Origin of the sequence: Orrella sp. JC864 (assembly GCF_037026685.1) — a bacterium.
Classification (GTDB): domain Bacteria; phylum Pseudomonadota; class Gammaproteobacteria; order Burkholderiales; family Burkholderiaceae_B; genus Orrella.
Window position 1 is genome coordinate 283,416 of the sequence record NZ_JBANET010000002.1, and the last position, 21,859, is coordinate 305,274.

General features: G+C 70.0%; 19 protein-coding genes. 9 read left to right on the forward strand and 10 right to left on the reverse strand.

Annotated features, from left to right (window positions below):
* Positions 1-58: 58 nt before the first annotated feature.
* Positions 59-658, forward strand: coding sequence for a nitroreductase family protein (locus V8Z80_RS03080; RefSeq protein ID WP_155196011.1), 600 nt, complete (start codon positions 59-61; stop codon positions 656-658).
* 94 nt (positions 659-752) lie between these two features.
* Positions 753-2,381 carry an FMN-binding glutamate synthase family protein gene (locus tag V8Z80_RS03085; RefSeq protein ID WP_336060964.1) on the forward strand — a complete coding sequence of 543 codons (1,629 nt, stop codon included), beginning with the start codon at positions 753-755 and terminating at the stop codon, positions 2,379-2,381.
* Between the two features lie 44 nt (positions 2,382-2,425).
* Here the strand turns inward: V8Z80_RS03085 and V8Z80_RS03090 are convergent, their stop codons facing one another.
* The 6 genes from V8Z80_RS03090 to V8Z80_RS03115 are packed head-to-tail and all read right to left on the reverse strand — an operon-like array spanning position 2,426 to position 9,243.
* Positions 2,426-4,030 (reverse strand): YadA family autotransporter adhesin, encoded by a 1,605-nt coding sequence (locus V8Z80_RS03090; RefSeq protein ID WP_336060965.1) that lies wholly within the window; start codon positions 4,028-4,030, stop codon positions 2,426-2,428.
* A gap of 22 nt (positions 4,031-4,052) precedes the next feature.
* On the reverse strand, positions 4,053-6,206 hold the full coding sequence (locus tag V8Z80_RS03095; RefSeq protein ID WP_155196008.1) for a phosphocholine-specific phospholipase C: 2,154 nt from the start codon (positions 6,204-6,206) through the stop codon (positions 4,053-4,055).
* Positions 6,207-6,246: 40 nt separating this feature from the next.
* Entirely contained in the window at positions 6,247-6,426 is a 180-nt protein-coding gene (locus tag V8Z80_RS03100; RefSeq protein ID WP_155196006.1) for a hypothetical protein, read from the reverse strand.
* Between the two features lie 30 nt (positions 6,427-6,456).
* Positions 6,457-7,479, reverse strand: a complete 1,023-nt coding sequence (gene phnE / locus V8Z80_RS03105) for a phosphonate ABC transporter, permease protein PhnE (RefSeq protein ID WP_336060966.1) — start codon at positions 7,477-7,479, stop codon at positions 6,457-6,459.
* 2 nt (positions 7,480-7,481) lie between these two features.
* Entirely contained in the window at positions 7,482-8,285 is an 804-nt protein-coding gene (locus V8Z80_RS03110) for a phosphonate ABC transporter ATP-binding protein (protein WP_336060967.1), read from the reverse strand.
* A gap of 19 nt (positions 8,286-8,304) precedes the next feature.
* On the reverse strand, positions 8,305-9,243 hold the full coding sequence (locus tag V8Z80_RS03115) for a phosphate/phosphite/phosphonate ABC transporter substrate-binding protein (protein WP_336060968.1): 939 nt from the start codon (positions 9,241-9,243) through the stop codon (positions 8,305-8,307).
* A gap of 226 nt (positions 9,244-9,469) precedes the next feature.
* On the opposite strand from V8Z80_RS03115, the gene V8Z80_RS03120 reads away from it, so the two are divergent.
* Positions 9,470-10,357: an HAD-IIA family hydrolase gene (locus V8Z80_RS03120; RefSeq protein ID WP_336060969.1), complete on the forward strand. Its 888-nt coding sequence runs from the start codon at positions 9,470-9,472 to the stop codon at positions 10,355-10,357.
* Here V8Z80_RS03120 and V8Z80_RS03125 read toward each other — a convergent pair.
* The 4 genes from V8Z80_RS03125 to rpoN form a co-directional block, all read right to left on the reverse strand.
* A complete protein-coding gene (locus tag V8Z80_RS03125; protein WP_336060970.1) occupies positions 10,344-11,237 on the reverse strand; it encodes a MurR/RpiR family transcriptional regulator in 894 nt (297 codons plus the stop codon). The genes V8Z80_RS03120 and V8Z80_RS03125 overlap by 14 nt on opposite strands.
* Positions 11,238-11,355: 118 nt before the next feature.
* The gene (locus V8Z80_RS03130; RefSeq protein WP_155196001.1) at positions 11,356-12,438 is read right to left on the reverse strand and encodes a calcium:proton antiporter; all 1,083 of its coding nucleotides are present in this window, start codon (positions 12,436-12,438) and stop codon (positions 11,356-11,358) included.
* Positions 12,439-12,529: 91 nt separating this feature from the next.
* On the reverse strand, positions 12,530-13,024 hold the full coding sequence (locus V8Z80_RS03135) for a DUF892 family protein (RefSeq protein ID WP_155192561.1): 495 nt from the start codon (positions 13,022-13,024) through the stop codon (positions 12,530-12,532).
* Between the two features lie 62 nt (positions 13,025-13,086).
* Positions 13,087-14,520: an RNA polymerase factor sigma-54 gene (gene rpoN, locus V8Z80_RS03140; protein ID WP_155192559.1), complete on the reverse strand. Its 1,434-nt coding sequence runs from the start codon at positions 14,518-14,520 to the stop codon at positions 13,087-13,089.
* A gap of 301 nt (positions 14,521-14,821) precedes the next feature.
* On the opposite strand from rpoN, the gene V8Z80_RS03145 reads away from it, so the two are divergent.
* From V8Z80_RS03145 to V8Z80_RS03170, 6 genes are all read left to right on the forward strand, one after another.
* Positions 14,822-15,316, forward strand: coding sequence for a hypothetical protein (locus V8Z80_RS03145; RefSeq protein ID WP_442951928.1), 495 nt, complete (start codon positions 14,822-14,824; stop codon positions 15,314-15,316).
* The gene (locus tag V8Z80_RS03150; RefSeq protein ID WP_336060971.1) at positions 15,313-18,030 is read left to right on the forward strand and encodes an ATP-binding cassette domain-containing protein; all 2,718 of its coding nucleotides are present in this window, start codon (positions 15,313-15,315) and stop codon (positions 18,028-18,030) included. The genes V8Z80_RS03145 and V8Z80_RS03150 overlap by 4 nt, the downstream gene beginning before the upstream one ends.
* Positions 18,031-18,163: 133 nt before the next feature.
* A complete protein-coding gene (locus V8Z80_RS03155) occupies positions 18,164-19,435 on the forward strand; it encodes a glycosyltransferase family 4 protein (RefSeq protein ID WP_155192555.1) in 1,272 nt (423 codons plus the stop codon).
* An 11-nt stretch (positions 19,436-19,446) separates the two neighbouring features.
* Entirely contained in the window at positions 19,447-20,175 is a 729-nt protein-coding gene (locus V8Z80_RS03160) for an SDR family oxidoreductase (RefSeq protein WP_336060972.1), read from the forward strand.
* Entirely contained in the window at positions 20,166-20,753 is a 588-nt protein-coding gene (locus V8Z80_RS03165) for a D-glycero-alpha-D-manno-heptose-1,7-bisphosphate 7-phosphatase (protein WP_336060973.1), read from the forward strand. Before V8Z80_RS03160 ends, V8Z80_RS03165 begins: the two co-directional genes overlap by 10 nt.
* Positions 20,750-21,856 (forward strand): glycosyltransferase family 9 protein, encoded by a 1,107-nt coding sequence (locus V8Z80_RS03170; RefSeq protein ID WP_155192552.1) that lies wholly within the window; start codon positions 20,750-20,752, stop codon positions 21,854-21,856. Before V8Z80_RS03165 ends, V8Z80_RS03170 begins: the two co-directional genes overlap by 4 nt.
* The last annotated feature ends 3 nt before the right edge of the window (positions 21,857-21,859 follow it).

Consider the following 21,859-nt stretch of genomic DNA (forward strand, 5'->3'; position numbering starts at 1 on the left):
ATGCCAGTAGAATTTTTCGCAGTTTGTCCCTCTATCTACTGGTCGGAAGGTTTCATCCATGAGCAATGCCTATCTCGACGCGCTCAAGCAGCGCCGCACCCAATACGCGCTGGGACGCAACGTCTCGCATTCCCGGCAGGCGCTGACCGGGCTGATCCAGGAGGCGATCAAGCACAGCCCCTCGTCCTTCAATTCGCAAAGCTCGCGCGCGGTCATCCTGTTCGGCGAGCAAAGCGAAAAGCTCTGGCAGATCGCCGTGGACGAGGTGCGCAAGGTGGCGCCGGCCGAGGGCTTCGAAAAAACCGAGGCCAAGCTCAGGAGCTTTGCCGCCGGCGTGGGCACGGTGCTGTTCTTCGAAGACCAGGACGTGGTCAAGAAGCTGCAGGACCAGTTCACCCTGTACGCGGACAACTTTCCCGTATGGTCCGAGCAGTCCGGCGGCATGGCCCAGCTTTCGGTTTGGTCGGCACTGGCCAACGCGGGAGTGGGCGCCAGCCTGCAGCACTACAACCCCCTGATCGACGAGGCCGTGGCCAGGCAATGGAACCTGCCGCCCTCGTGGAAGCTGCGCGCCCAGATGCCCTTCGGCTCGAACGAGGGCGGCTTTCCCGAGAAGACCTTCATGGACGACGCCGAACGCTTCCGCGTTTTCGGCTAGGGCCACGCGCCGGCCGCCGCTGCGCGCGTTTCTGTCGCGCGCGTAGCCTTCGCTTATAGTCGTGCGGGTGTATTCCTAGGCGGAGCTCCCGACAATGATGAAGCGTTACGCGGTCTATTTCCTGAGCATCGTGCTGGCCGTGCTGGCCTTTGCGCTGGCGCCGGCCTGGCCGGCCTGGGCCGGCGCCGGCACGGTCTTCGCGCTGCTGGCCGGGCTGGGCACCTGGGATATCGTGCAACGGCGCAGCACCTTGCGGCGCAACTATCCCATCCTGGCGCATTTCCGCTACGGGCTGGAATCCATCGGCCCGGAGATCCGCCAGTACTTCGTGCAAAGCGACCTGGAGGACGTGCCGTTCTCGCGCCAGCAGCGCTCGCTGGTCTACCAGCGGGCCAAGCGGCAGCTGGACGTGGTCGCCTTCGGCACCTTGCGCAGCACCTATGCCACCGACTACGAGTGGATCAACCATTCGCTGGCCACCACCGAAATCCAGAGCCACGATTTTCGCGTGACGGTGGGCGGGCCGCAGTGCACGCAGCCTTACTCGGCCAGCGTCTTCAACATCTCGGCGATGAGCTTCGGGGCCTTGTCGGCCAATGCCGTCCGCGCCCTGAACGAAGGCGCCCGGCGCGGCAACTTCTATCACGATACCGGGGAAGGCTCGATCTCGCCGTATCACCGCGAGTGCGGCGGCGACCTGGTCTGGGAAATCGGCTCGGGCTATTTCGGCTGCCGCGACGAACTGGGGCGTTTCGATCCCGAGCGCTTCGCCCGCAACGCCGCCGACGCCCAGGTCAGGATGATCGAGGTCAAGCTGTCGCAGGGCGCCAAGCCCGGCCACGGCGGCGTGCTGCCGGCAGCCAAGGTCAGCCAGGAAATCGCCGCCACCCGCGGGGTGACGGTGGGCATGGACTGCATCTCGCCCTCGCGCCATTCGGCCTTTTCCACGCCGATCGAGCTGCTGCAGTTCGTGGCGCGGCTGCGCGAGCTGGCCGGCGGCAAGCCGGTGGGCTTCAAGCTGGCCATCGGCCACCCCTGGGAGTGGTTCGGCATCGCCAAGGCCATGATGCAGACCGGCCTGCTGCCGGACTTCATCGTGGTGGACGGCGCCGAGGGCGGCACGGGCGCGGCGCCCGTGGAGTTCGCCGACCATGTGGGCGTGCCGATGAACGAGGCCCTGATGCTGGTGCACAACACGCTGGTGGGCCTGGAACTGCGCGAGCATATCCGCCTGGGTGCGGCGGGCAAGATCACTAGCGCCTTCGAGATCGCCCGCACCATCGCCATGGGCGCGGACTGGTGCAACGCCGGCCGGGGCTTCATGTTCGCGCTGGGCTGTATCCAGTCGCTCAGCTGCCACAACGACCGCTGTCCGACCGGCGTGGCCACGCAGGACCGCAGCCGCTGGCGCCACCTGGACGTGCCCGACAAGGCCACGCGCGTGCACCAGTATCACGCCAATACCCTGCGGGCCCTGCGCGAACTGCTGTCGGCCGCCGGCCTGACCCATACCTCGCAGCTGGGCCCGGAGCACATCGTGCGGCGCGTCTCGCCGGTGGAGATCCGTTCGCTGGCTTCGCTGTACAACTTCCTGTCGCCGGGCGACCTGCTGCGCGGGGTGCCCGGGCATGCGGTGTTCCAGGCGTTCTGGACGCCGGCGCGGGCCGATACGTTCGAGCCGCCGGAAGGGATACGGGCGTTGCGGGAGAGCAAGTCGCGATGAAGGGGGCGCTTTCCTGACGCCCCCCGACATGCCCATCCCCGCTTCTACCACTGATACCCGACCCCCACGGCCCCTCCGAGATCCCCGCGCGAAGTCCCGTTGGCCGCGGCCTTTACCACCCACGACCCGCCCCGCGTGACGTGCGAAAGCCCCATGGCGTAGCCGCTTTCGCCGTTCCAGGCGCCACCGGCCATGGACACCATGCTGCGGCCGGGCAGGTAGGCCTGGGGCAGGGCGGCCGTGGCCATGGCGGCGGCCACGCCGCCGCGCAGCGAGCGGTCGACGGTGTGGACGTCCGAGCGCAGGTCGGCCAGGTGCCGCTGCGTGTCGGCCGAATGCTGCTGCACGCGCTGGTCCACGGCCCGCAACTGCCCGACGTTCACCGCATCGCCGTCCTGGCTGCCGGCCGCCACGCCGGTGATCTGGCGCCCGCCCACGTTGACCTCGCCGCTGGAGGACTGCGGGGCCTGGATGCCGTAGGCCGCGTAGTCCTGGCTGGCGCCGCGCGCCGCCTGCGAGCCGGCGCCCAGGGCCACGCTGTTGGCCGCCGTGGCGCTGGCCTGCGTGCCGATGGCCACGCTGTCCGAGGCGCCGGCCGAGGCGGCCGTGCCCACGGCCACCGTGCGGCTGGCGGTGTTGCCGCGGTTGGCGTCGCTGCCCAGCGAGATGTTGTCGTCGCCGGCCACGCCGATGCCGGCGCCGGTGCCCTGCGCGACGTTGTTCGAGCCGACCACCTGCCGGCCCGCGCCCAGCCCCAGGGCCTGGTTGTTGTTGCCGCGCACTTCGCTGCCGGCATACGAACCCGAGGCGATGTTGTTGTCGCCGGCCACGGTCTGGCCGGCATTGCGGCCGCTGGACTGGTTGCCGTCGCCTTCGACGAACTGGCCGGCATTCTGGCCGTTGGCCAGGTTGCCGTGGCCCGTGACGTTGCGCCCGGCGCCTTGGCCCATGCCCTGGTTGCTGCTGCCGGTGACGTTGCGTCCGGCGTTCGAGCCCACCGACAGGTTGTTGCTGCCGACGGTGTCGGTGCCGGCCCAGAAGCCGAAGCTGTCGTTGTAGTCGCCGCTGACGTTCTGCCCGGCGCTGCGGCCGATCGACTGGTTCCAGCCGCCGTTGACGTTGGTGCCGGCGTAGTAGCCGATCGCCTGGTTGGCGTTCTTGCCGCTGACGTTCGAGCCGGCGCCCTCGCCGATGGCGGTGTTCCAGTTGGTGCTGACGTTGTTGCCCGCGCCGTTGCCGATGGCCTGGTTGTTGCTGCCCGCGACGTTGCGCCCGGCGTTCGAGCCGATGGCGTTGTTCTGGCTGCCCGTCACGCCGGTGCCGGCCCAGAAGCCGAAGCCCTGGTTGTAGCTGCCGGTCACGTCCTGCCCGGCGCTGCGGCCGATGGCCTGGTTCCAGCCGCCGTTGACGTTGTTGCCGGCGTAATAGCCGATCGCCTGGTTGGCGTTGTTGCCGCTGACGTTCGAGCCGGCGCCCTCGCCGACGGCGGTGTTCCAGTTGGTGGAAACGTTCTGGCCGGCGTTTCCGCCCACGGCGATGTTGGTGGGGTTGGGCGCGGGCTGGGCCAGCGCGCCCGTGGCCCAGCAGGCCGCCAGGGCCAGGGCCGCCTTCTGGCCGGCGCGTGCAGGCATGGATGCGATTGCGTGCATGATGGTGTCCTGTCTGTCGTCTTCAGAGGGTGGTGGCCATGGCCGGATCGCTGACGCCGTCCTTGCCGTTTTCCAGGCGGCCGGCGAAGCGGCGGCTCAGGCCTTCGGCACGCAGGCTGAAGTCGTACCAGTTGCCGCTGTCGGCCAGGGCCCAGTGCTGTTCGGCGACCTGCCCGGGCGCGATGTCCAGCGTCCAGGGGCCGTCCTGGCGGTAGGCGTTGGGGGCCAGCTCCACACGTGCGGCCGTCTCGCCGTGGTTCGATACCTTGGCGTAGACGGTGGCGTTGTCCGGGTCGTAGCAGACCTGCAGTTCGCAACGCGGATCGTCGTGGGTATTGCCGCTGAAGGTGCGCACGAAACCGTTGGTGCTGTAGACCCACAGGTCGTAGTCGCCGCCGTCGGCGCGCGCATCCCAGACGTCCTGGAGCTGCTTGCCCGGCTCGACGGTGTAGCGGCGCGGGATCAGGTCCAGGTGTTTCCTGTCGTACACATGGAATACCGCGCCTGCCGTACCGGTATTGGCGAACAGCAGTTCGACCTCGCCGCTCTGGCGCAGGCGGGCGCTCACGTGCAGCTCGTAGGGCAGGGCGCGCGAATAGCGCACGCCGGTTTCCTGGTACAGCGGCTGCGGCGCGGCGGGCGGCGCTGCGCGCGGCATGGCGCGCTGCTGCGCTTCCATGGCGGCGTAGCTGCTCATGTCGGGCAGCTCGGGAAAGGCGGCGCGGTTGGGCGTCTCGAAGTCGAAGGCCGATGTCAGGTCGCCGCACACCGCCCGGTGCCAGGGGCTGATGCTGTCCACCGTGATGCCGTAGCGTTTTTCCAGGAAACGGCCGATCGAGGTGTGGTCCAGCGCTTCGGAACACACCCAGCCGCCCCGGCTCCAGGGCGAGATCACGTACATGGGCACGCGCGGACCCAGGCCCCAGGGCCGCGTGGTGCCGCTGATGGTGTCCTCCGGATTGAGATAGGCGCGCGCCGGGTCCGAGAAATACTCGCCGTCCAGCGGCACGGTGGACTTGCCCATCAGCTTGCCGGACGCGTCGTACGAAGGCACGGCGGGCGGGGGCACGTGATCGAACAGCCCGTCGTTCTCGTCGAAGGTGATGAAAAAGGCCGTCTTGCTGAAGACCTCCGGATTGGCCGTGAGCGCATCGAGAATGCGCGAGAGATAGTCGGCGCCCTGGGCGGTGCTGCCGCCGCCGCTGGGATGTTCGGAGACCGAGGGCCAGGGCAGGATCCAGGAGACTTCCGGCAGCGTGTTGTTGCGCACGTCCGCTTCCAGCCGGTCCAGGTCGAAGTGGGACATGCCCTTTTCGTACAGCGGCGAGCCGGGCTGGGCGTTGCGGAAGCTCTCGAAGGCCAGGCCGCCATGCATGGCGCCGGTCCAGTTGTTGTTCGGGTCCTGGTAGATGCGCCAGCTTACGCCGGCCTGCTCCAGCAGGTCGGGCAGGGTGGCCCACTTGAAGGCCGAGCCGGCATAGGTGTAGCCCGGGTCCGGCCAGGTGCCCGTCACCCAGCAGCGCAGGTTGTTGGGTTCGGAGTCGGCGTCGGTGCAGTTGATGCCCAGGCGGCCCAGTTCGGGGTTGAAGTTGGAGCCGGACCAGAACACGATGCGGTTCGGATCGGTCCCGGTGGTGATGGAGCAGTGGTAGCCGTCGCAAATGGTGAAGGCTTCTGCCAGCGCGTACTGGAAGGGCAGGTCGGCGCGACGGTAGTATCCCATCGAAGGCGGGTTCTTGAACTTGGCCCAGTAGCCGAACTTGCCCTGGTTCCAGGCGGCCTGCGAATCGGAGAACGAGTGCGGCGTGCCCGGCACGAAGATGGCGTTCATCGTCTCCTTGTCCAGGTGAAAGGGCGGCACTTCGCGCGTGCCGTCCGACTGGTACCAGACGGACTTGCCGCTCTCGAGCGGGATCGGAAAGCGGTCGCCAAAGCCGCGCACGCCGCGCATGGCGCCGAAGTAGTGGTCGAACGAGCGGTTCTCCTGCATCAGGATCACGATGTGCTTGATGTCCTGGATGGTGCCGGTCTGCACGTCGGCCTGCACGGCCAGGGCGCGCTGGATCGAGGCGGGCAGCATCGACAGGGCGGAGACGGCGCCCAGGGTGCCGGCGGACTTGCGCAGGAAGTCGCGGCGCGGGGCGTTGCTGGGAAATCGCGGATCGGTCGGGCTCATGGAAAGTCTCACACGTTGGGTCGGAAGGCGGTCGGTGTTTTCAGGGCGCGCAGCGCAGTTGCGGTTCCTGCGGCGCCTGCGGGCCGCCGGGCTGGGTGGGGGGCGGCTCGTTGGCGCCCGGCTCGTCGGAGTCGGAATCGCCGCCGCCGCAGGCGGACAGCAGGCTGGCAAGCAGGAAGGCGGCGGCCAGGCGGCGGCCGTGCAGCAAAGCGAAGGACATGGAAGGCTCCTGGATGAGAGGAAGACCGGATCAGGCCACCTTGCGGCGCAGCCGCGCGGCGAACAGGTCCAGCAGGAATACGGTGAAAAAGATGGCCACGAGGATGGTGCCGACGTGGCCGTACTGGTACATGTCGTAGCGGCCCTTCAGCTCCTGGCCGATGCCGCCGGCGCCGACCAGTCCCACGACGGTGGCCATGCGTACGTTGCGGTCCAGGATGTAGAGCGTGTAGGCGATGAACTGGGGCAGCACTTGCGGGCCGACGGCGTACATCAGCACCCGCAGCTTGCTCGCGCCGATGGCCTGCAGGGCCTCCTGCGGCTTGGGGTCGGCGGTCTCGATGTCCTCGGCATAGAACTTGCCCAGAAAGCCCATCGAATGGATGGCCAGCGCCAGGACGCCGGCGATGGGGCCGAAGCCATAGGCCAGCACCAGGAACAGCGCGGTGATGAGTTCGGGCATCGAGCGAAACAGGCTGACCAGGGCGCGCGCAGCGCCATATACCACGCGATTGGGCGTGTAGTTGCGGGCGCTGGCGTAGGCCAGCGGCAGGCTGCCCAGCACCGCCAGCACAGTGGCCCACAGGGCGATCTCGATGGTCTCGAGCATCTTCACCGCCACGTGCGTCACATAGCCCAGCGGCTCGACCAGATAGCGCCGTTCGGAGACGGTTTCCTCCATGCGCAGGGTATGGGGATTGAGGCTGGCCTCGGTCTGGCGCAGCGTCTCGACGCGCGAGAGCCAGGGCAGCCGGTCGGGATCGAAATGCTCCAGGCGGGCGATCTCGGTGCGTTCGGCGATCTGCAGCGGGAACAGGCTGCCAGCCACCTTGCCCAGGCCCGCGCCGACCTGCGAGCTTTCCTGCAGGCCGACCGCCGAGAGCAGGCCCTGCAGGCTCAGCGCGGCCATCCTGTCCATGTCCACGCGCTGCCCGCCGTAAAGGAACAAGGCCAGCGCCACGATCACGGCCAGGATGGTGCGGGCGCCGTATGGGGGGTCCAGCTTCCAGGAAGGCGAAGGAGTGCCGGATGCGTTGCTGTGCGGGGCGGTCATGATCAGCCTTGTTCGACAGGGGCCAGGGAGTGCGCCGGCATGGCGGGCGCAGGCGGGGCGCCGGCCGGCGAAGCGGGCGCGGCGGCATACAGGGCGGCGGCGGCGGCCGGGCCGAAATCGGCTGGCGGGCCGTCGAACATCACGCGCCCGTGGCGCAAGGCGACGATGCGGTCCGCATAGGCGCGCGCCAGTTCGACCTGGTGCAGGCTGCACAGCACGGTGGTGCCGCGCTCGCCCGCCTGCTGGCGCATCAGGGCCAGCACCTGCGCGCTGATGCGCGGGTCGAGGCTGGCGACCGGCTCGTCGGCCAGCAGCAGCGGCGGGTTGAGCATGAAGGCGCGCGCCAGCCCCACGCGCTGCTGCTGGCCGCCGGACAGTTCGCTGACGCGCCGGTGCAGGTGCTCGGGCTGCAGCCCGACCTCCTCGAGCAGCGCGCAGGCGCGCTCGCGCAGCTCCCGGGGGTACCGCATCAGCAGCGCGCGCCATGCCGGCAGCACGGGCAGCGCACCGGACAGCACATTGGCCGCCACGCTGGCGCGGGTCACCAGGTTGAACTGCTGGTGGACCATGCCGATGCGCGGGCGCAGGCGGGCCAGGCTGGCCGGCGAGACCGGCACGCCTTGCACCGATACCCGCCCGCTGGTGGGCCGCACCAGGCCGTTGACCATGCGCAGCAGCGTCGATTTGCCTGCGCCCGAAGAGCCCAGCACGACGCAGAACTGACCGCGCGGCAGCGCCAGGCTGACCGAATCCAGGGCTACCGTGCCGTTGGCGTAACGCATGCCGACCGATTCGAAGCTGAGCATGATGCGTCCTCCTTGGCGATCAGCGCTGCGCGGCCTTCTTGAGGATCTCGCCCTTTATCTCGTCGGTGAGCAGGGCCATCTTGGCGGCCGGGCCGGCGAACTGCTCTTCGGAGAACTCGGTGTCGTAGCGGTCCAGCTTGGCGCCGCCGTAGCCGCGGATCATCTCCGGCGTCACGCCGGGGGCCTCGTGCACCTTGGCGAAGGCCTGCTTCAAGGTGGCCTTGAGCGCGTCGGGCAGGGCGGTGTTCATCGCCAGCGGGGGATAGGGAATGGGTTCGCTCTTGAAGATCACCTTGACCGTCTTGGGATCCACCGCGCCGCCGCGCACGGCCTTGTCGAAGGAATCGAAGGACAGGGCGGCGGCGTCGACCTGGCCCTGCACCAGCGCGGCCAGGCTGCTGGCGTGGCTGCCCGTCATGCGCAGCGCCGACAGGTCGCGCGCCGGGTTCATGCCCGCGTCCAGCATGGAGGCGACCTGGAAGGTGAAGCTGGAGGCCGAGTTCACGTCGCCAAAGGCGGCGCTGCGGCCCTTCAGGTCGGTGATGGCGCCGATGGGCGAGTCGGCCTTGGCGAACATGGCCGCGTAGTAGGCGGATTCGCCGTTCTGCACGCCCACGGCCAGCAACTGGGCGCAGCCGCGCTGGTGCGCCTGCACGTACGAGACCGGGCCGAAGAAGGCGATATCGGCCAGCCGGTTGCACATGCCTTCGACCACGGCGCCGTAGGACTGGCCGACCTTCAGGTCGAAATGCAGGCCGGTGGTGCGGCTGATGGCATTAAAAACGGGCTCGTAATCGGCGCGGGTGCCCGATTCGGTGCCGCCGTCGGCGGGAATCAGCAGCACGCGCAAGGGGCGTTGGGCGCTGCCGTCGGCGCTTTGTTGCGCTTGGACGGCGGCGGGCAGGCTGAGCAGGGCGCACAGGGCCAGGACGAGGGAGCGGGGGCGAAGAGCGGTCACGGCGGTTTCCTTGCGTGGTGTGGGGAAGAGACGTCACGGGATGCAAGGTTAGGTAGCCAACATGACATTCAAATGAACGTTGTTCAGAAATCACAGATGTAAAACTGAGAAATCTTCAATAGAATGGCAGGATGATTCCGGCGCCCGGGCCGCGATCGGCCGGCCCCCCGCAAGGCGGTGCGCAGGCTCCGCGGCCAGCCCGCCGCCATAGCCCAGCCGAACCTCGATGACCTTGCTACCCCGACCCGATGCCGACTTTTTCACCGAACCGAGCCCGCCGCGCCCGCGCATGCCGGCCGCCGCCCATGCGCCTGCCCGGCCCTGGCGGCAGGAGGCCCAGGGCCTGATCGTCGATCTGGACGGCACCTTGATGCGCGAGGACGAGCCCATGGCCGGGGCCAGCGAACTGCTGCATGCCTATGCCGGGCGCTTCGTGATCGTCTCCAACAATTCGACCCATACCGCGCCGCAGCTCGCGCGCAGGCTGGCGCGGGCCGGCCTGCCGGTTGTGCCGCAGGACCTGGTGCTGGCCGGCGAGCAGGCAGTGCGCCACCTGGCGCGAACGAGCCTGGACCGGCGCCTGCTGTTATGTGGGTCCACGGGCTTGAAGCGGCTGGCCAGCACGCTGGGATGCCGGCTGGTCGAGCGCGATGCCGAGGTGGTGCTGCTGGCGCTGGACAAGTCCTTCAGCTACCGGCGCCTGGCCCAGCTCACGCGCGAGCTTGCCCAGGGCGCGCCGCTGGTGGTCACCAATCCCGACCTGACCCACCCGGGGCCGGACGGGCAGATCGTGCCCGAGACCGGGGCATTGCTGCAGGCCTTGCGCGCCTGCGTGCAGCCCGCGCATACCCATGTGGTGGGCAAGCCCGGGCGCGCGATGTTCGCCGAAGCCGTGGGCCGGCTGCATGCGGCCGGCGCAGGCCGGCTGGTGGTGATCGGCGACAACCCGGACACGGATGCGGCCGGCGCGGTGGCGATGGGGCTGCCCTATCTGCTGGTGGGGCCCGGCCCGCATGCCGATGCGCCGGATCCGGCGGGCTTGCTGGCGCTGCGGCGCCCTGCACGCCGCGGCTTGCCAGGCGCCGCCATGCCGCGCCAGGCTAGTAGCGCTTGAGCGAAAGCACGTCGAACGTGCTTTTCAGGGTGGCGACGGAACGGTCGCTGTCGGCCAGGGCAAGGCAGGCGATCAGCGTGTCGATGATGGCCAGCTGCGCGAGCCGGCTGGTCATGGCTTCCGTGCGAAAGCGGGTCTCGCGCGCCATGGTGTAGAGCAGGATGTCGGTATAGGCGTGGATCGGCGACTTGCCGAAGTTGGTGATGCAGATGGTGCGCGCGCCGGCCTCCTTGGCCAGCCGCGTGGCCAGCACCGTTTCGTAGCTGCTGCCCGAATGGGAGATGGTCAGCACCGCCACATCGGGGCCGGTGCGCGAGGCGCTGATGGCCTGGATGTGCGAGTCCGTCACGGCCACGGCGTTCAGGCCGATGCGCAGCATGCGGTAGTAGGCGTCCTCGGCGATGGTGGCCGAGCTGCCGATGCCGTAGATCTCCACGCGCCGGGCGGCGCGGATGGCTTGCACCGCCTGTTCCAGCGACCCTACGTCCAGCACCGAGGACGTCTCCTGCAGGGTCTGGATGTTGCTGTGGAATATCTTGCTGACCACCGCGCCCGTGCTGTCCGAGGTTGCCAGGTCCTCGTGGATGTACTGCACCGGCTGCACCAGTTCCTGCGCCAGCGCGATCTTGAGCTGCTGGAAGCCCTTGGCGCCGATGGTCTTGCAAAATCCCACGACGCTGCCTTCGCTGGAGTCGGTCTGCTCGGCCACTTCGCTGACCGACATATGCACCACGCGTTCGGCGTTCCGGAGCACGAATTCTCCGATGCGCTGCGCGGCCGGGCCCAGCGTGGGCAGCAGGCTTTCGATGCGCGCGCGCGTGGCGGTCAGGGAGGCGATCGTCTGGGTGTCGGCCTGCGGGGCCGAAGGCTTCTTGCTCATGAGGTTTCCGTTTGCCGGCGCGGCAGAACGCGCGAAGGACAGTGCGCGGATTGTACGAGGGGAATCATGACGCCGGGCATCCCGGAATGCGAGCCGGGCGCAGGGGCATCGAGCCGCGCTATATGCCCAGGGCGGCCAGCATCAGGAAGGTGGCGAACAGCACGAAGTGCGTCATGCCTTCGATGGCGTTGGTCTGGCCGTCGTTCAGGTTGATGGCCGTCACCACCAGGGTGACCAGCACCATCAGGGTCTGGATGGGCGTCATGGCCATCTCGAAGGGTAGGCCGGTGATCAGCGCCAGCGCCTCGATGACCGGCACGGTCAGGATGACCGTGGAAAGCGAGGCGCCCAGCGCGATGTTGACCACTGCCTGCATGCGGTTGGCCAGGGCGGCGCGCAGGGCCGTCAGGATTTCCGGGCTGGCGGAGATGAGCGCGACCACGATGGCCGGCACCGCCGCCGGCACGTCCAGTTCGGCCAGGGATGCCGCCAGGCTGCGCGACATCAGCTCGGCCAGCACGCCGATCAGCACGATGCTGGCGCCCAGCAGCGCGACGGCCGCGCGCACCGGATGCGCCTGGGCGGCCCGCTCGCTGCGCTTGCGGCGCTTCTCGGGGTAGCTGTAGCTGAAGAAGTAGCTGTGCGGGCCGGTCTGCATGCGCAGGAACACCGCGTACAGCGTGACCATCGCCACGATGGTGAATATCGAATAGGCGCGCCAGGCGCGCTGCGGCACGAACTCGGGCACCACCATCGAGACCGCCATCGCGGTCAGGATCATCACGCTGTAGGTGCGCGCCGAATCATCGTTGTAGGACTGCTCGCCGTGCTTGATGCCTCCCAGCAGGGCGGCCAGGCCCAGGATGCCGTTGATGTCGAGCATCACCGCCGCGTAGATGGTGTCGCGGGCCAGGGTGGGCGAGTGCGCATGGAACATCACCAGGCTCAGCACCACGACTTCGACCAGCACGGCCGAAAGCGTCAGGATCATGGTGCCGTAGGGATCGCCCAGCCGGTGGGCGATGCGCTCGGCGTGGCTGGCCGCGCGCACCGAGGCGCAGACGATGACCGCGACCAGCGCCACCGTGGAAACGTAGGCCGCCGCGGGCGTGCCCCTCAGCACGCTGGCCGGCAGCACCGCGCCGGCCAGCGCCGTCAGCGCGGCCAGCACGAGCAGGGCTTCTTGTCTGAGCAGGTTCATGCCTGGGCAAGGCGGCGGTGCACAGGCCGCAGTGTACGCCTGCGCCGCCGGGCCGCGCCTGCCGGGGCGTTGGCAGCGTGCGGCGCAGGCGCTAGGACCGGGCCGCCTGCGGGTTGACGGCCTTCTTGGCCAGCACGCTCAGGTCGTGGTCGGTGCGCTTTTCTTCCTCCAGGATGTCCAGCAGGGCCGTCATGTCGCCGTCCAGCCCCAGCTGCTTGGCCCAGGTCGCCAGCGAGCCGTAGACGGCGATCTCGTAATGCTCGATGCGCTGCAAGGAGCTGATCAGGCCGGCGTCGCGCAGGGCCGGCACGTCGATCTTGTCGGCCCAGCGGCCGGCCTCCTTGAGCAGCGTGCCCATGGCGCTGTCCCGGTGCGCCGCGGGCTCGGCGCGATGGCCCTGGATCAGCGCGTCCAGGCGCTCGCGCTGGCGCTCGGTCTGCAGCGCGTGCCGGTTGACCGCCTGGCGCAGGTCGCTGGCCGAGGCCTTCTCTGCCAGGCGCGGCAGCGCGTCGGCAAGCTGGTCCTCGGCCGAGCGCATCTCCTGCAGTTCGGCCAGGTACATGCGTTTGAAAGTGTCGTATTCCATGGATCCTCCGTGGGATGCCCGCGGCCTTGCCTGGCGGCCGCGCGGCGGTTGGCGCAAGGGCGCTAGGCCTGCCTGCGCAGTTCGGCGGGCGGCAGGTTCAGCTGCGCCCGGTACTTGGATATGGTCCGCCTGGCCACCACGATGCCTTCGTCGGCCAGCAGGCCGCAGATGCGCACGTCCGAAAGCGGGCGATCGGGACTTTCGGCCTCGATCAAGGCCTTGACCCGGGCGCGCACGGCCGCGGTGGCGTGCTCCTTGCCCCCGCCTTGCGGCAGCGCGCGCGAGAAAAAGCGCTGGAAAGGCTGCAGCCCTTGCGGCGTCATCATGTATTTGTTGGCGACGGCCCGCGAGATGGTCGATTCGTGCATCTGCAGGGCGTCGGCCACTTCCTTGAGCAGCAAGGATTGCAGGCCGCGCTCGCCTTCCGCGAAGAAGCGCTGCTGCCGGGTGACGATCTCGGCCGCCACGCGCTCGATGGTGCTGTAGCGGTGAGCCGCGTTGCGGATCAGCCAGCGGGCCTCGTCAAGTTCGCGCGGCAGTTCGCCGCGCTGATGGCCGGGCAGGGCGCGCAGCATCTGCGCGTAGGACCCGTTCAGGCGCGGCGTCACGCGCGCCTGGCGGTTGGGCGCGATCAGCCAGCGGTCCGTGCCGCGCACCACGTAGACGTCGGGCACCACGTACTGGGGGGCGGCGCTGTCGTAGCGATAGCCCGGCTTGGGATCGAGCGAGCGCACCAGGTCGCAGGCCGCGTGCACGTGCGCGGCGCAGGCGCCCAGCGCGCGCTGCAGGGCGCCGTAGTCCTTGCGGGCCAGCAGGTGCAGGTGGTCCTGCACGATCGCCTGCGCCATATCGCGCACCGGGCAGGCCGGCCGCGCCTGCAGCTGCAGGCTCAGGCATTCGCGCAGGTCGCGCGCGGCCAGGCCCGGCTGGGCCAGGTGCTGCACCAGCCTGAGCGCGGCGCGCCATTCGCCTTCCTTGGGGCGGCGCTCGAACAGGCCCGCGGCGGCCAGGTCCTCCAGCGGCGCGCGCAGGTAGCCGTCCTCGTCCAGCGCGTCGATGATGTGCTGCGCCAGCAGGCTGTCGTGGGCGGACAGCGTGTAGGCGCCCAGTTCGCGCAGCAGGTGCTCCTTCATCGTCATCGATGCATGGATCCAGTCCGTCGGGTTGCCCGTGCCGGCCCTGGCGTGCGGCTCGCGTACGCGGGCGGCGGCCTCGGCCGGCGGCGGCTCGCTTGCCGGGGCGATGTCCAGCTGCAGTTCGCTGCCCGACAGGGGCAGGGGGTCCGGGCCCGCCTCGACCACCACTTCCTGTCCGGCCGCCTGCCATGCCGCCTCGCCCGGCGCCTCCAGAAAGGGATTGCTGGCCAGGGCGCCTTGCAGCAGCATGGAGAATTCCACGGTGGACATCTGCAGCAGTTTTACGGCTTGTTGCAGGCGCGGCGCCAGGCGCAATTCGTGGCGCAGGTGCAGGGCCGCAGCGGTGTGTAGAGATTGCATTGCTGTCCTTCCGTATTGCGAAGGCGGCGTCGATGCGGGACATCGCGGCGCATATGGTGGTTTGGAAAGCAATCGCCGTGCCTGGTCGCGAGCAAGCCGCGTACCCGGGTGTAGCGGCGCGCCGGCCCGGCGCGCGGGCCCGATTGGGCGGCAAAACTTACTGGCCCTGAAAAATTTTCGTGCCGCCGGCGCGCAGCGCCGCAGCCGGTGCCGGGGCGCCGGCGCGTGGGCACGGCGCTTGCTGGGCATGGGGCGATTGCATGTTCTTACATAACCGCCATCCCATCCCCGGAGTGTCTCGATGAATGCTTCTGTCCAGCCCATGCCGTTTGACGCCGCTTTCCTGGACGCGCGCGCCGCCGCACGGGCCGTCGACCTGGTCATGCCGATGATGACGGCCTCGCTGGACGACCCGCGCGTGGGCCAGAGCGGCTTTCTGCACGTCGTGATCATGCATCCGCTGGCCGACCCGCAGCGCCATGCGCTGGAGGCATCCATCCTCTATGAGGCCAGCGTCGGCGACCGCGCCAAGTGGGATGCCGACTACGCCGCCTATGCGCGCGGCAAGGCCGAGATGGCCTGGCGCACGCGCATGGACGGCCATGCCGCCTGCGCCCTGTACCCGCACCTGCTGCGCCAGGGCATGCAGCCCTTGTGGGGCAGCGTCTACGCCCACGGCATCGCGGTGGGCGTAAGCGGGGCAAACCCCTGGTTCGACGAGGCGTTCGCCGGCGCCGTGGCCTATGCCCTGCGGGCCGTGGCCAAGGAAGGCGTGCAGTCGATCGTGCAGCCATGAACGTGGCCAGCCGGGAGGTGCTGCGCACCGTGATGCGGGCGCTGTGGCGCAACCGCGGCCGCACGGCCGTGGCGGTGGTGCTGCTGGTGTGCGCCAAGCTGATGATGGTGCTGGTGCCGGTGGCGCTCAAGCACATCGTCGATGCCTTGAGCGCCGCGCCCGCCGCGTTGACGCTGCCGGTCTTCCTGCTGCTGGGCTATGCGCTGCTGCGTTTCGCGGGCAGCGCGCTGACCGAACTGCGCGACCTGGTGTTCGCCCGGGTCGCGCAGCGCTGCGCGGCCGATTTCACGCTGCGCATGTTCGACCATGTGCTGCGCCTGGGCGCGCGCTTTCATGCCAGCCGGCAGACCGGCGTGCTGGCCCGCGACATCGAGCGCGGCACCGCCGGCGTGGCCTTCCTGCTGGGCACGGGGCTGTTCACCCTATTGCCCACGCTGGTCGAGATCGTGACCGTCGTGGGCGTGCTGGTGGCCGGCTACGACGTGCGCTTCGCCCTGGTGGTGGCGGCGACCTTCGGCCTGTACTTCTTTTGCACCTTCTTCCTGACCGAGCGGCGCACGGCCGTCCTGCGCGAGCTCAACGAGCTGGATTCCTCGGCCGGCGGCACGCTGGTCGATAGCTTGCTGAACTACGAGGCGGCCAAGGTCAACGCCAACGAGGCCCTGGAAGGCCAGCGCATGCGCAGCGTGCTGATGCGCTGGGTCGATGCCGGCATCCGCAACCAGCGCTCGCTCAGCGCGCTGCATGTCGCGCAAAGCGCCATCATCGCGGCGGGCGTGGCCACCGTGATGCTCATGGCCGGCCAGGCGGTGGCGGCCGGTACGATGACGGTCGGCGACCTGGTGCTGGTCAACGCCTACATCATCCAGATCTGCCTGCCGCTCAATACGCTGGGCCTGGTGTTCCGGCAGTCGAAGGAAGCCTTCATCAACGCCGAGCGGGTGTGCGGCCTGCTGGCGCTGCCGCTCGAGCCCGCCGGCGCGGCGGCGCTGCCGCCGGTGCGGCCCGGGCAAGGCAGCGTGCGCTTCGAGCACGTCAGCTTCGGCTACGAGCCGGGACGCCAGGTGCTGTGGGACGTGGACTTCGAAGTGCCGGCCGGCGCAACCGTCGCGGTGGTGGGCGGCAGCGGTTCGGGCAAGTCCACGCTGGCCCGGCTGCTGCTGCGCTTTTACGAGCCCGATGCCGGACGCGTGCTGGTCGACGGCCAGGACATCGCCACGGCCGAGCCGGCCAGCCTGCGGCGCAGCCTGGGGCTGGTGCCGCAGGACACCCTGCTGTTTAACGAGACCATCGCCTACAACATCGGCTACGGCCGGCCGCAGGCCTCGCGCGAGGAAATCGTCGAGGCTGCGCGGGGCGCGCGCGTGCACGACTTCATCCAGGCGCTGCCGGCCGGCTACGACACCGTGGTCGGCGAGCGCGGCGTCAAGCTCTCGGGCGGCGAGCGCCAGCGCGTGGCGATCGCGCGGGCCTTGCTCAAGAACCCGCCCATCATGATCTTCGACGAGGCCACTTCGGCGCTCGATACGCGGACCGAGCGGGCCATCCAGACCGAGCTGGACCGCATGGCGCAGGGGCGCACCACCCTGGTCATCGCCCACCGCCTGTCCACCATCGTCGATGCGGATCTCATTCTGGTGATGGACCACGGGCGGGTGGTGGAGCAGGGCACGCATGCGCAGCTCATGGCGCAGGACGGCATGTATGCGCAGATGTGGGCCTTGCAGCGCCAGCAGCACGCGCTGGATGATACGGGCGAGCGCTTGAGCCGCCAGCCCGTCAACCTGGTGGCGGTGGTGGCCGGGGTGCTCGATGCGGCGCGCGAGCTGACCGTGCGCAAGGCAGTGAACCTGTACACCACGATTTCCGACCAGGCCGCGCGCATCACCGCCGACCCCAGTACCGTGCAGCAGCTGGTCTGGGACCTGTGCGCCTATGCCATCGGCGTGGCGCCCCCGGGCGGGCGGGTGGAGATCACGCTGGCGCGCGAGGGCGCGCTCACGCGCCTGTCCGTCGGCACGGGCGGACCCGGCGCGCCCGGGCCGGCGCCTGTGCGGGCGGACGCGCAGGATGCGCCCTTCGCGGCCGGACCGCCAGGCGAGGGCCTGCACGCGCCCGAGCCGGCGCGCATCGCGGCCCGGATGGAAAGCCTGGGCGGCGCCTATGCCTGGCAGCCGACGCCCGATGGCGGGCAGCGCCACAGCCTGAGCTTTCCCTTGCGCGCCGTGGCGCCGGCGCAGCCGGCCGACGAAGGCCAGGAGATCGACCTGGCCGGGGCGAGGGTGCTGGTGGTGGACGACCAGGCCGAGGCGCGCGAATTGCTGGCGGCCCTGCTCCAGGGCCATCACGCCGAGCCGGTCGGCTGCGCCAGCGGCGAGCAGGCCTTGTCCTGGCTGCAGTCCCAGGCGCCCGCACGGTGGCCGGATGTGCTGATCTGCGACATCTCGCTGGGAGACATGGAAGGCTACGAAGTGATCGCCGGCGTGCGCGCCATGGAGGCGCAGCGCGGCGCCTCGCTATCGGACCGCCTGCCGGCCATCGCCCTGTCCGGCCATGCCCGTTCGGAAGACCGCATGCGCGCCTTGCTGGCCGGCTTCCAGTTGCACCTGGCCAAGCCGGTGGATACGGGCGAGCTGCTGGCGGCCGTCTCGGGCCTGCGCCGCTCGGCCGCGCGGCCCGCCGGGCCCGGCGCGGCGGCGGCCGGCGGCGAGTAAGTTTTACCAGGACCGGAAAGAAGTGCCGGATCACTTCTTTTTTCCGGCCCGGCCGGCCCTCTTGGCCGGGTGCGGCATACCGCTTGCTCTATGCGGGTAAGGGATCCATCCCCGTACCTACATGGAGTGCGACATGAAACGAATTGCGATAGTCAGCGAGCATGCTTCGCCGCTGGCGCTTGCCGGAAGCGTCGACAGTGGCGGGCAGAACGTCTACGTCGCGCAGATCGCCCGCCAGTGCGCCCTGGCCGGGCATCAGGTGGATGTGTACACCCGCTGGGACGATGCCAGCCTGCCCGAGGTCGTGCCCTGGCACGATGGCGTGCGCGTCATCCATGTGCCGGCGGGCCCGCGCCGCTATCTGCCCAAGGAAGAGCTGCTTGGCCACATGGACGAGTTCGGCGCGGCCCTGCTGCGTCACGTGGCGCGCCAGGGCGGGCGGTACGACGTGCTGCACGCCAATTTCTTCATGTCGGGCCTGGCGTGCCTGCCGGCCGTGCGCCGCTACGGCATCCCGCTGGTGGTGACTTTTCACGCGCTCGGACGGGTGCGGCGGCGCCACCAGCAGGAGGCCGACCGCTTTCCCGACAGCCGCTTCGAGATCGAGGAGATGCTGGTGCGCGAGGCCGACAGGATCATCGCCGAGTGCCCGCAGGACCGCAGCGACCTCATCGAGCTGTATGGCGCCGAACGGCGCCGGATCGACGTGGTGCCTTGCGGCTACGACCCCGCCGAGATGTTCAGCCTGGATGCGGCGGCCGCGCGCCGCTCGCTGGGCTGGGAGGAGGGGCCGTTTCGCATCCTGCAGCTCGGGCGCATGGTGCCGCGCAAGGGCGTGGACAACGTCATCCGGGGGCTGGCCCGGCTGCGCCGGCGCCACGGCGTGGATGCCCGCCTGTGCGTGGTCGGCGGCAACAGCGAGCAGCCTTGCGAAATCCAGACGCCCGAACTGGGCCGCTTGCGCGCCATCGCGCGGGAAGAGGGCGTGGCGCCCTACGTCGATTTCGTCGGCCGCCGCGACCGCATGGCCTTGCGCGCGTACTACGGCGCCAGCGACGTGTTCGTGACCACGCCCTGGTACGAGCCCTTCGGCATCACGCCGGTCGAGGCCATGGCGTGCGCCCGCCCGGTGGTGGGCGCCGACACGGGCGGCATCCGGACCACGGTGGTCGATGGGCGCACCGGCTATCTGGTGCCTGCGCGCGACCCGGATGCGCTGGCCGAGCGGCTGGCGCGGCTGGCGGCCGACCCGCAGCTGCGCCTGCGCATGGGGCTGGCGGGCCAGCGGCGCGCGCGGCGCGACTACACCTGGAGCAAGGTCGCCCATGCCTTGCTGCGCATCTATACCCGTCTGCACCGTGCCAGCGTGCTGCACAGCGAACGGGTCCACACCACCGCAGCCTAGGAGACGAAGACGTGGCGGAACATGATTCATTGCAGGACAAGGTCGTACTGGTCACCGGCGGAGGCAGCGGCCTGGGCGCCGAAATCTGCCTGACGCTGGCGCAGGCGGGCATGCGGGTGGCCGTGGCGGACCTGCGCCTGCCCAGCGCCCAGGACACCGTGCGCCGCATCGAGTCGGCCGGCGGCACGTCCTGGGCCGTGGAACTGGACGTGGGCTCGGCCGAGGACGTGCAGGCCGGCCTGGCCGATACGGTGGCGCGCCACGGCCGGCTCGATGCCGTGGTCAACAACGCCGGGGTGGACGTGACCGCGCCCATCGGCGAGCTGTCGGTCCAGGACTGGGAGCGCGTGCTGCGCACCAACCTGACGGGGCCCTTCCTGATGGCCAAGCTGGCTTGCCAGCACCTGCCCCAGGGCGGGCACATCGTCAACATCGCTTCGACCGCGGCGCGCCGGGCCTGGCCCAACGCCAGCGTCTATCACGCGAGCAAGTGGGGCCTGATGGGCCTGTCCCAGGCGCTGCACAGCGAACTGCGCGGCGCCGGCATCAAGGTCAGCGCGGTGATCGCCGGCGGCATGCGCACGCCTTTCCTGCTTTCGCGCTTTCCCGATATCGACGAAGGCTGCCTGCAGGATCCGGCCAATGTCGCGCGGGCCGTGAAGTTCGTGCTGCAGCAGCCAGACGAGACCGTGGTGCCCGAGATCATGGTGCTGCCCATGCGGGAGACCTCATGGCCCTGACCCCGGCAATCTTCCTGGACAAGGACGGCACGCTGCTGGCCGACGTGCCCTACAACGTCGAGCCCGCGCGCATGGCGTGGGCGCCGGGCGTGCGCAAAGGCGTGCAGGCGCTGGGCCGCACCGGCCTGCCCCTGGTCGTGGTCAGCAACCAGCCGGGCGTGGCGATGGGGCTGTTCGACGAGGCGGCGCTGGCGCAGGTGCGGCACACGCTGGCCGGCATGTTCGAGCAGGCCGGCGCGCGGCTGGCGGCCATGTACTGGTGCCCGCATGCGCCCGGGCCCGCCGGCGCGCCGGCCTGCGCCTGCCGCAAGCCCGCGCCCGGCATGCTGCTGCGCGCCGCGGCCGAACTGCGGCTGGACCTGCCGCGCTCATGGATGGTGGGCGACATCCTGGACGACGTGGAGGCGGGCCATCGCGCCGGCTGCCGCGCCATCCTGGTGGACACCGGCGGCGAGACGCAATGGCGCGACGGGCCGCTGCGCCGGCCCGAGCATCATTGCCGCAGCTTCGGCCAGGCGGCGGCCACGCTGGTCCAGGCGCTGCAAAGCCGTCCGCAGGCGATGGAGGCCGGGGCATGAGCCCGCTGACCCGGACGCACGACTGGTCGGATGTGGACCACATTCTGTGCGTGCGGCTGGACAACATGGGCGATGTGCTCATGTCCACGCCGGCCATGCGCGCCTTGCGGCAATCGGGCCGCGCACGGCGGCGCCTGACGCTGCTGGGCTCGCCGGCCGGTTGCGCGCTGGCGCCGCATCTGCCGCTGGTGGACGAGTGCATCGCCTACGAGGCGGCCTGGTCCAAGAACGGCTCCACGGGCAACGCGCAGGACCTGGCCGCCATCGAGCGCCTGCGCCGCAGCGGCGCCCAGGCCGCGGTGATCTTCACCGTCTACAGCCAAAGCCCGCTGCCCGCGGCCCTGCTGTGCCACCTGGCCGGCATCCCGCGTGTGCTGGCCTATTGCCGGGAGAATCCGTATCGCCTGATCAGCCATTGGCAGCGCGAGACCGAGCCCGAAGGCGGCTGGCGTCACGAAGTGCAGCGCCAACTCGATTTGGTGGCCGCCGTCGGCGCGCACACCGACGATACGCGCATGGCCTTTCACGTGCGCCAGGCCGACCGGGCCGCGCTGGCCGCCAAGCTGCGGGCCATCGGCGCGCCGCCGCGCGGCTGGATCGCCGTGCACGGCGGCGCCACGGCGGCCTCGCGCCGCTATCCGGCCAAGCTGCTGGCCGGCGCCGTGGCCGGCCTGCGCCGCGCCACCGGGCGACCGGTCGTGCTGCTGGGCGGCGAGCAGGAGCGGGCGCTGAACGCGCAACTGATGCGCGAGTGCGGCCCCGGCGTGCTGGACCTGGGCGCACGCCTGAGCCTGGGCGAGCTGGGCGCGGCCATCGAGGCGGCCGACCTGCTGGTGTGCAACAACAGCGGGCCGGCGCACATCGGCGCGGCGCTGGGCACGCCCATCGTCGAGCTCTATGCCTTGACCAACCCGCAGCACACGCCCTGGCGCACGCCGCACAGGGTGCTGAACCAGGACGTGCCCTGCAGGAACTGCTATCGCAGCGTCTGCCCGCAGGGCCACCACGCCTGCCTTGCGGGCGTGCCGCCCGAGCAGGTGGTGCGCGCCGCGTGCGAATTGTTGGGCCGGTCCGTGGCGCTTGCCGCGTCCACGGCCGCTTGAAGA

What these genes read in the sequence shown, in the direction of transcription:
- phnE (WP_336060966.1), bottom strand. Translation starts at nt 7,479, where the DNA reads ATGACCGCCCCGCACAGCAACGCATCCGGCACTCCTTCGCCTTCCTGG.
- V8Z80_RS03135 (WP_155192561.1), bottom strand. Translation starts at nt 13,024, where the DNA reads ATGGAATACGACACTTTCAAACGCATGTACCTGGCCGAACTGCAGGAG.
- V8Z80_RS03085 (WP_336060964.1), top strand. Translation starts at nt 753, where the DNA reads ATGATGAAGCGTTACGCGGTCTATTTCCTGAGCATCGTGCTGGCCGTG.
- V8Z80_RS03080 (WP_155196011.1), top strand. Translation starts at nt 59, where the DNA reads ATGAGCAATGCCTATCTCGACGCGCTCAAGCAGCGCCGCACCCAATAC.
- V8Z80_RS03120 (WP_336060969.1), top strand. Translation starts at nt 9,470, where the DNA reads ATGACCTTGCTACCCCGACCCGATGCCGACTTTTTCACCGAACCGAGC.
- V8Z80_RS03170 (WP_155192552.1), top strand. Translation starts at nt 20,750, where the DNA reads ATGAGCCCGCTGACCCGGACGCACGACTGGTCGGATGTGGACCACATT.
- V8Z80_RS03090 (WP_336060965.1), bottom strand. Translation starts at nt 4,030, where the DNA reads ATGCACGCAATCGCATCCATGCCTGCACGCGCCGGCCAGAAGGCGGCC.
- V8Z80_RS03110 (WP_336060967.1), bottom strand. Translation starts at nt 8,285, where the DNA reads ATGCTCAGCTTCGAATCGGTCGGCATGCGTTACGCCAACGGCACGGTA.
- V8Z80_RS03150 (WP_336060971.1), top strand. Translation starts at nt 15,313, where the DNA reads ATGAACGTGGCCAGCCGGGAGGTGCTGCGCACCGTGATGCGGGCGCTG.
- V8Z80_RS03095 (WP_155196008.1), bottom strand. Translation starts at nt 6,206, where the DNA reads ATGAGCCCGACCGATCCGCGATTTCCCAGCAACGCCCCGCGCCGCGAC.
- V8Z80_RS03155 (WP_155192555.1), top strand. Translation starts at nt 18,164, where the DNA reads ATGAAACGAATTGCGATAGTCAGCGAGCATGCTTCGCCGCTGGCGCTT.
- V8Z80_RS03145 (WP_442951928.1), top strand. Translation starts at nt 14,822, where the DNA reads ATGAATGCTTCTGTCCAGCCCATGCCGTTTGACGCCGCTTTCCTGGAC.
- rpoN (WP_155192559.1), bottom strand. Translation starts at nt 14,520, where the DNA reads ATGCAATCTCTACACACCGCTGCGGCCCTGCACCTGCGCCACGAATTG.
- V8Z80_RS03125 (WP_336060970.1), bottom strand. Translation starts at nt 11,237, where the DNA reads ATGAGCAAGAAGCCTTCGGCCCCGCAGGCCGACACCCAGACGATCGCC.
- V8Z80_RS03100 (WP_155196006.1), bottom strand. Translation starts at nt 6,426, where the DNA reads ATGTCCTTCGCTTTGCTGCACGGCCGCCGCCTGGCCGCCGCCTTCCTG.
- V8Z80_RS03165 (WP_336060973.1), top strand. Translation starts at nt 20,166, where the DNA reads ATGGCCCTGACCCCGGCAATCTTCCTGGACAAGGACGGCACGCTGCTG.
- V8Z80_RS03130 (WP_155196001.1), bottom strand. Translation starts at nt 12,438, where the DNA reads ATGAACCTGCTCAGACAAGAAGCCCTGCTCGTGCTGGCCGCGCTGACG.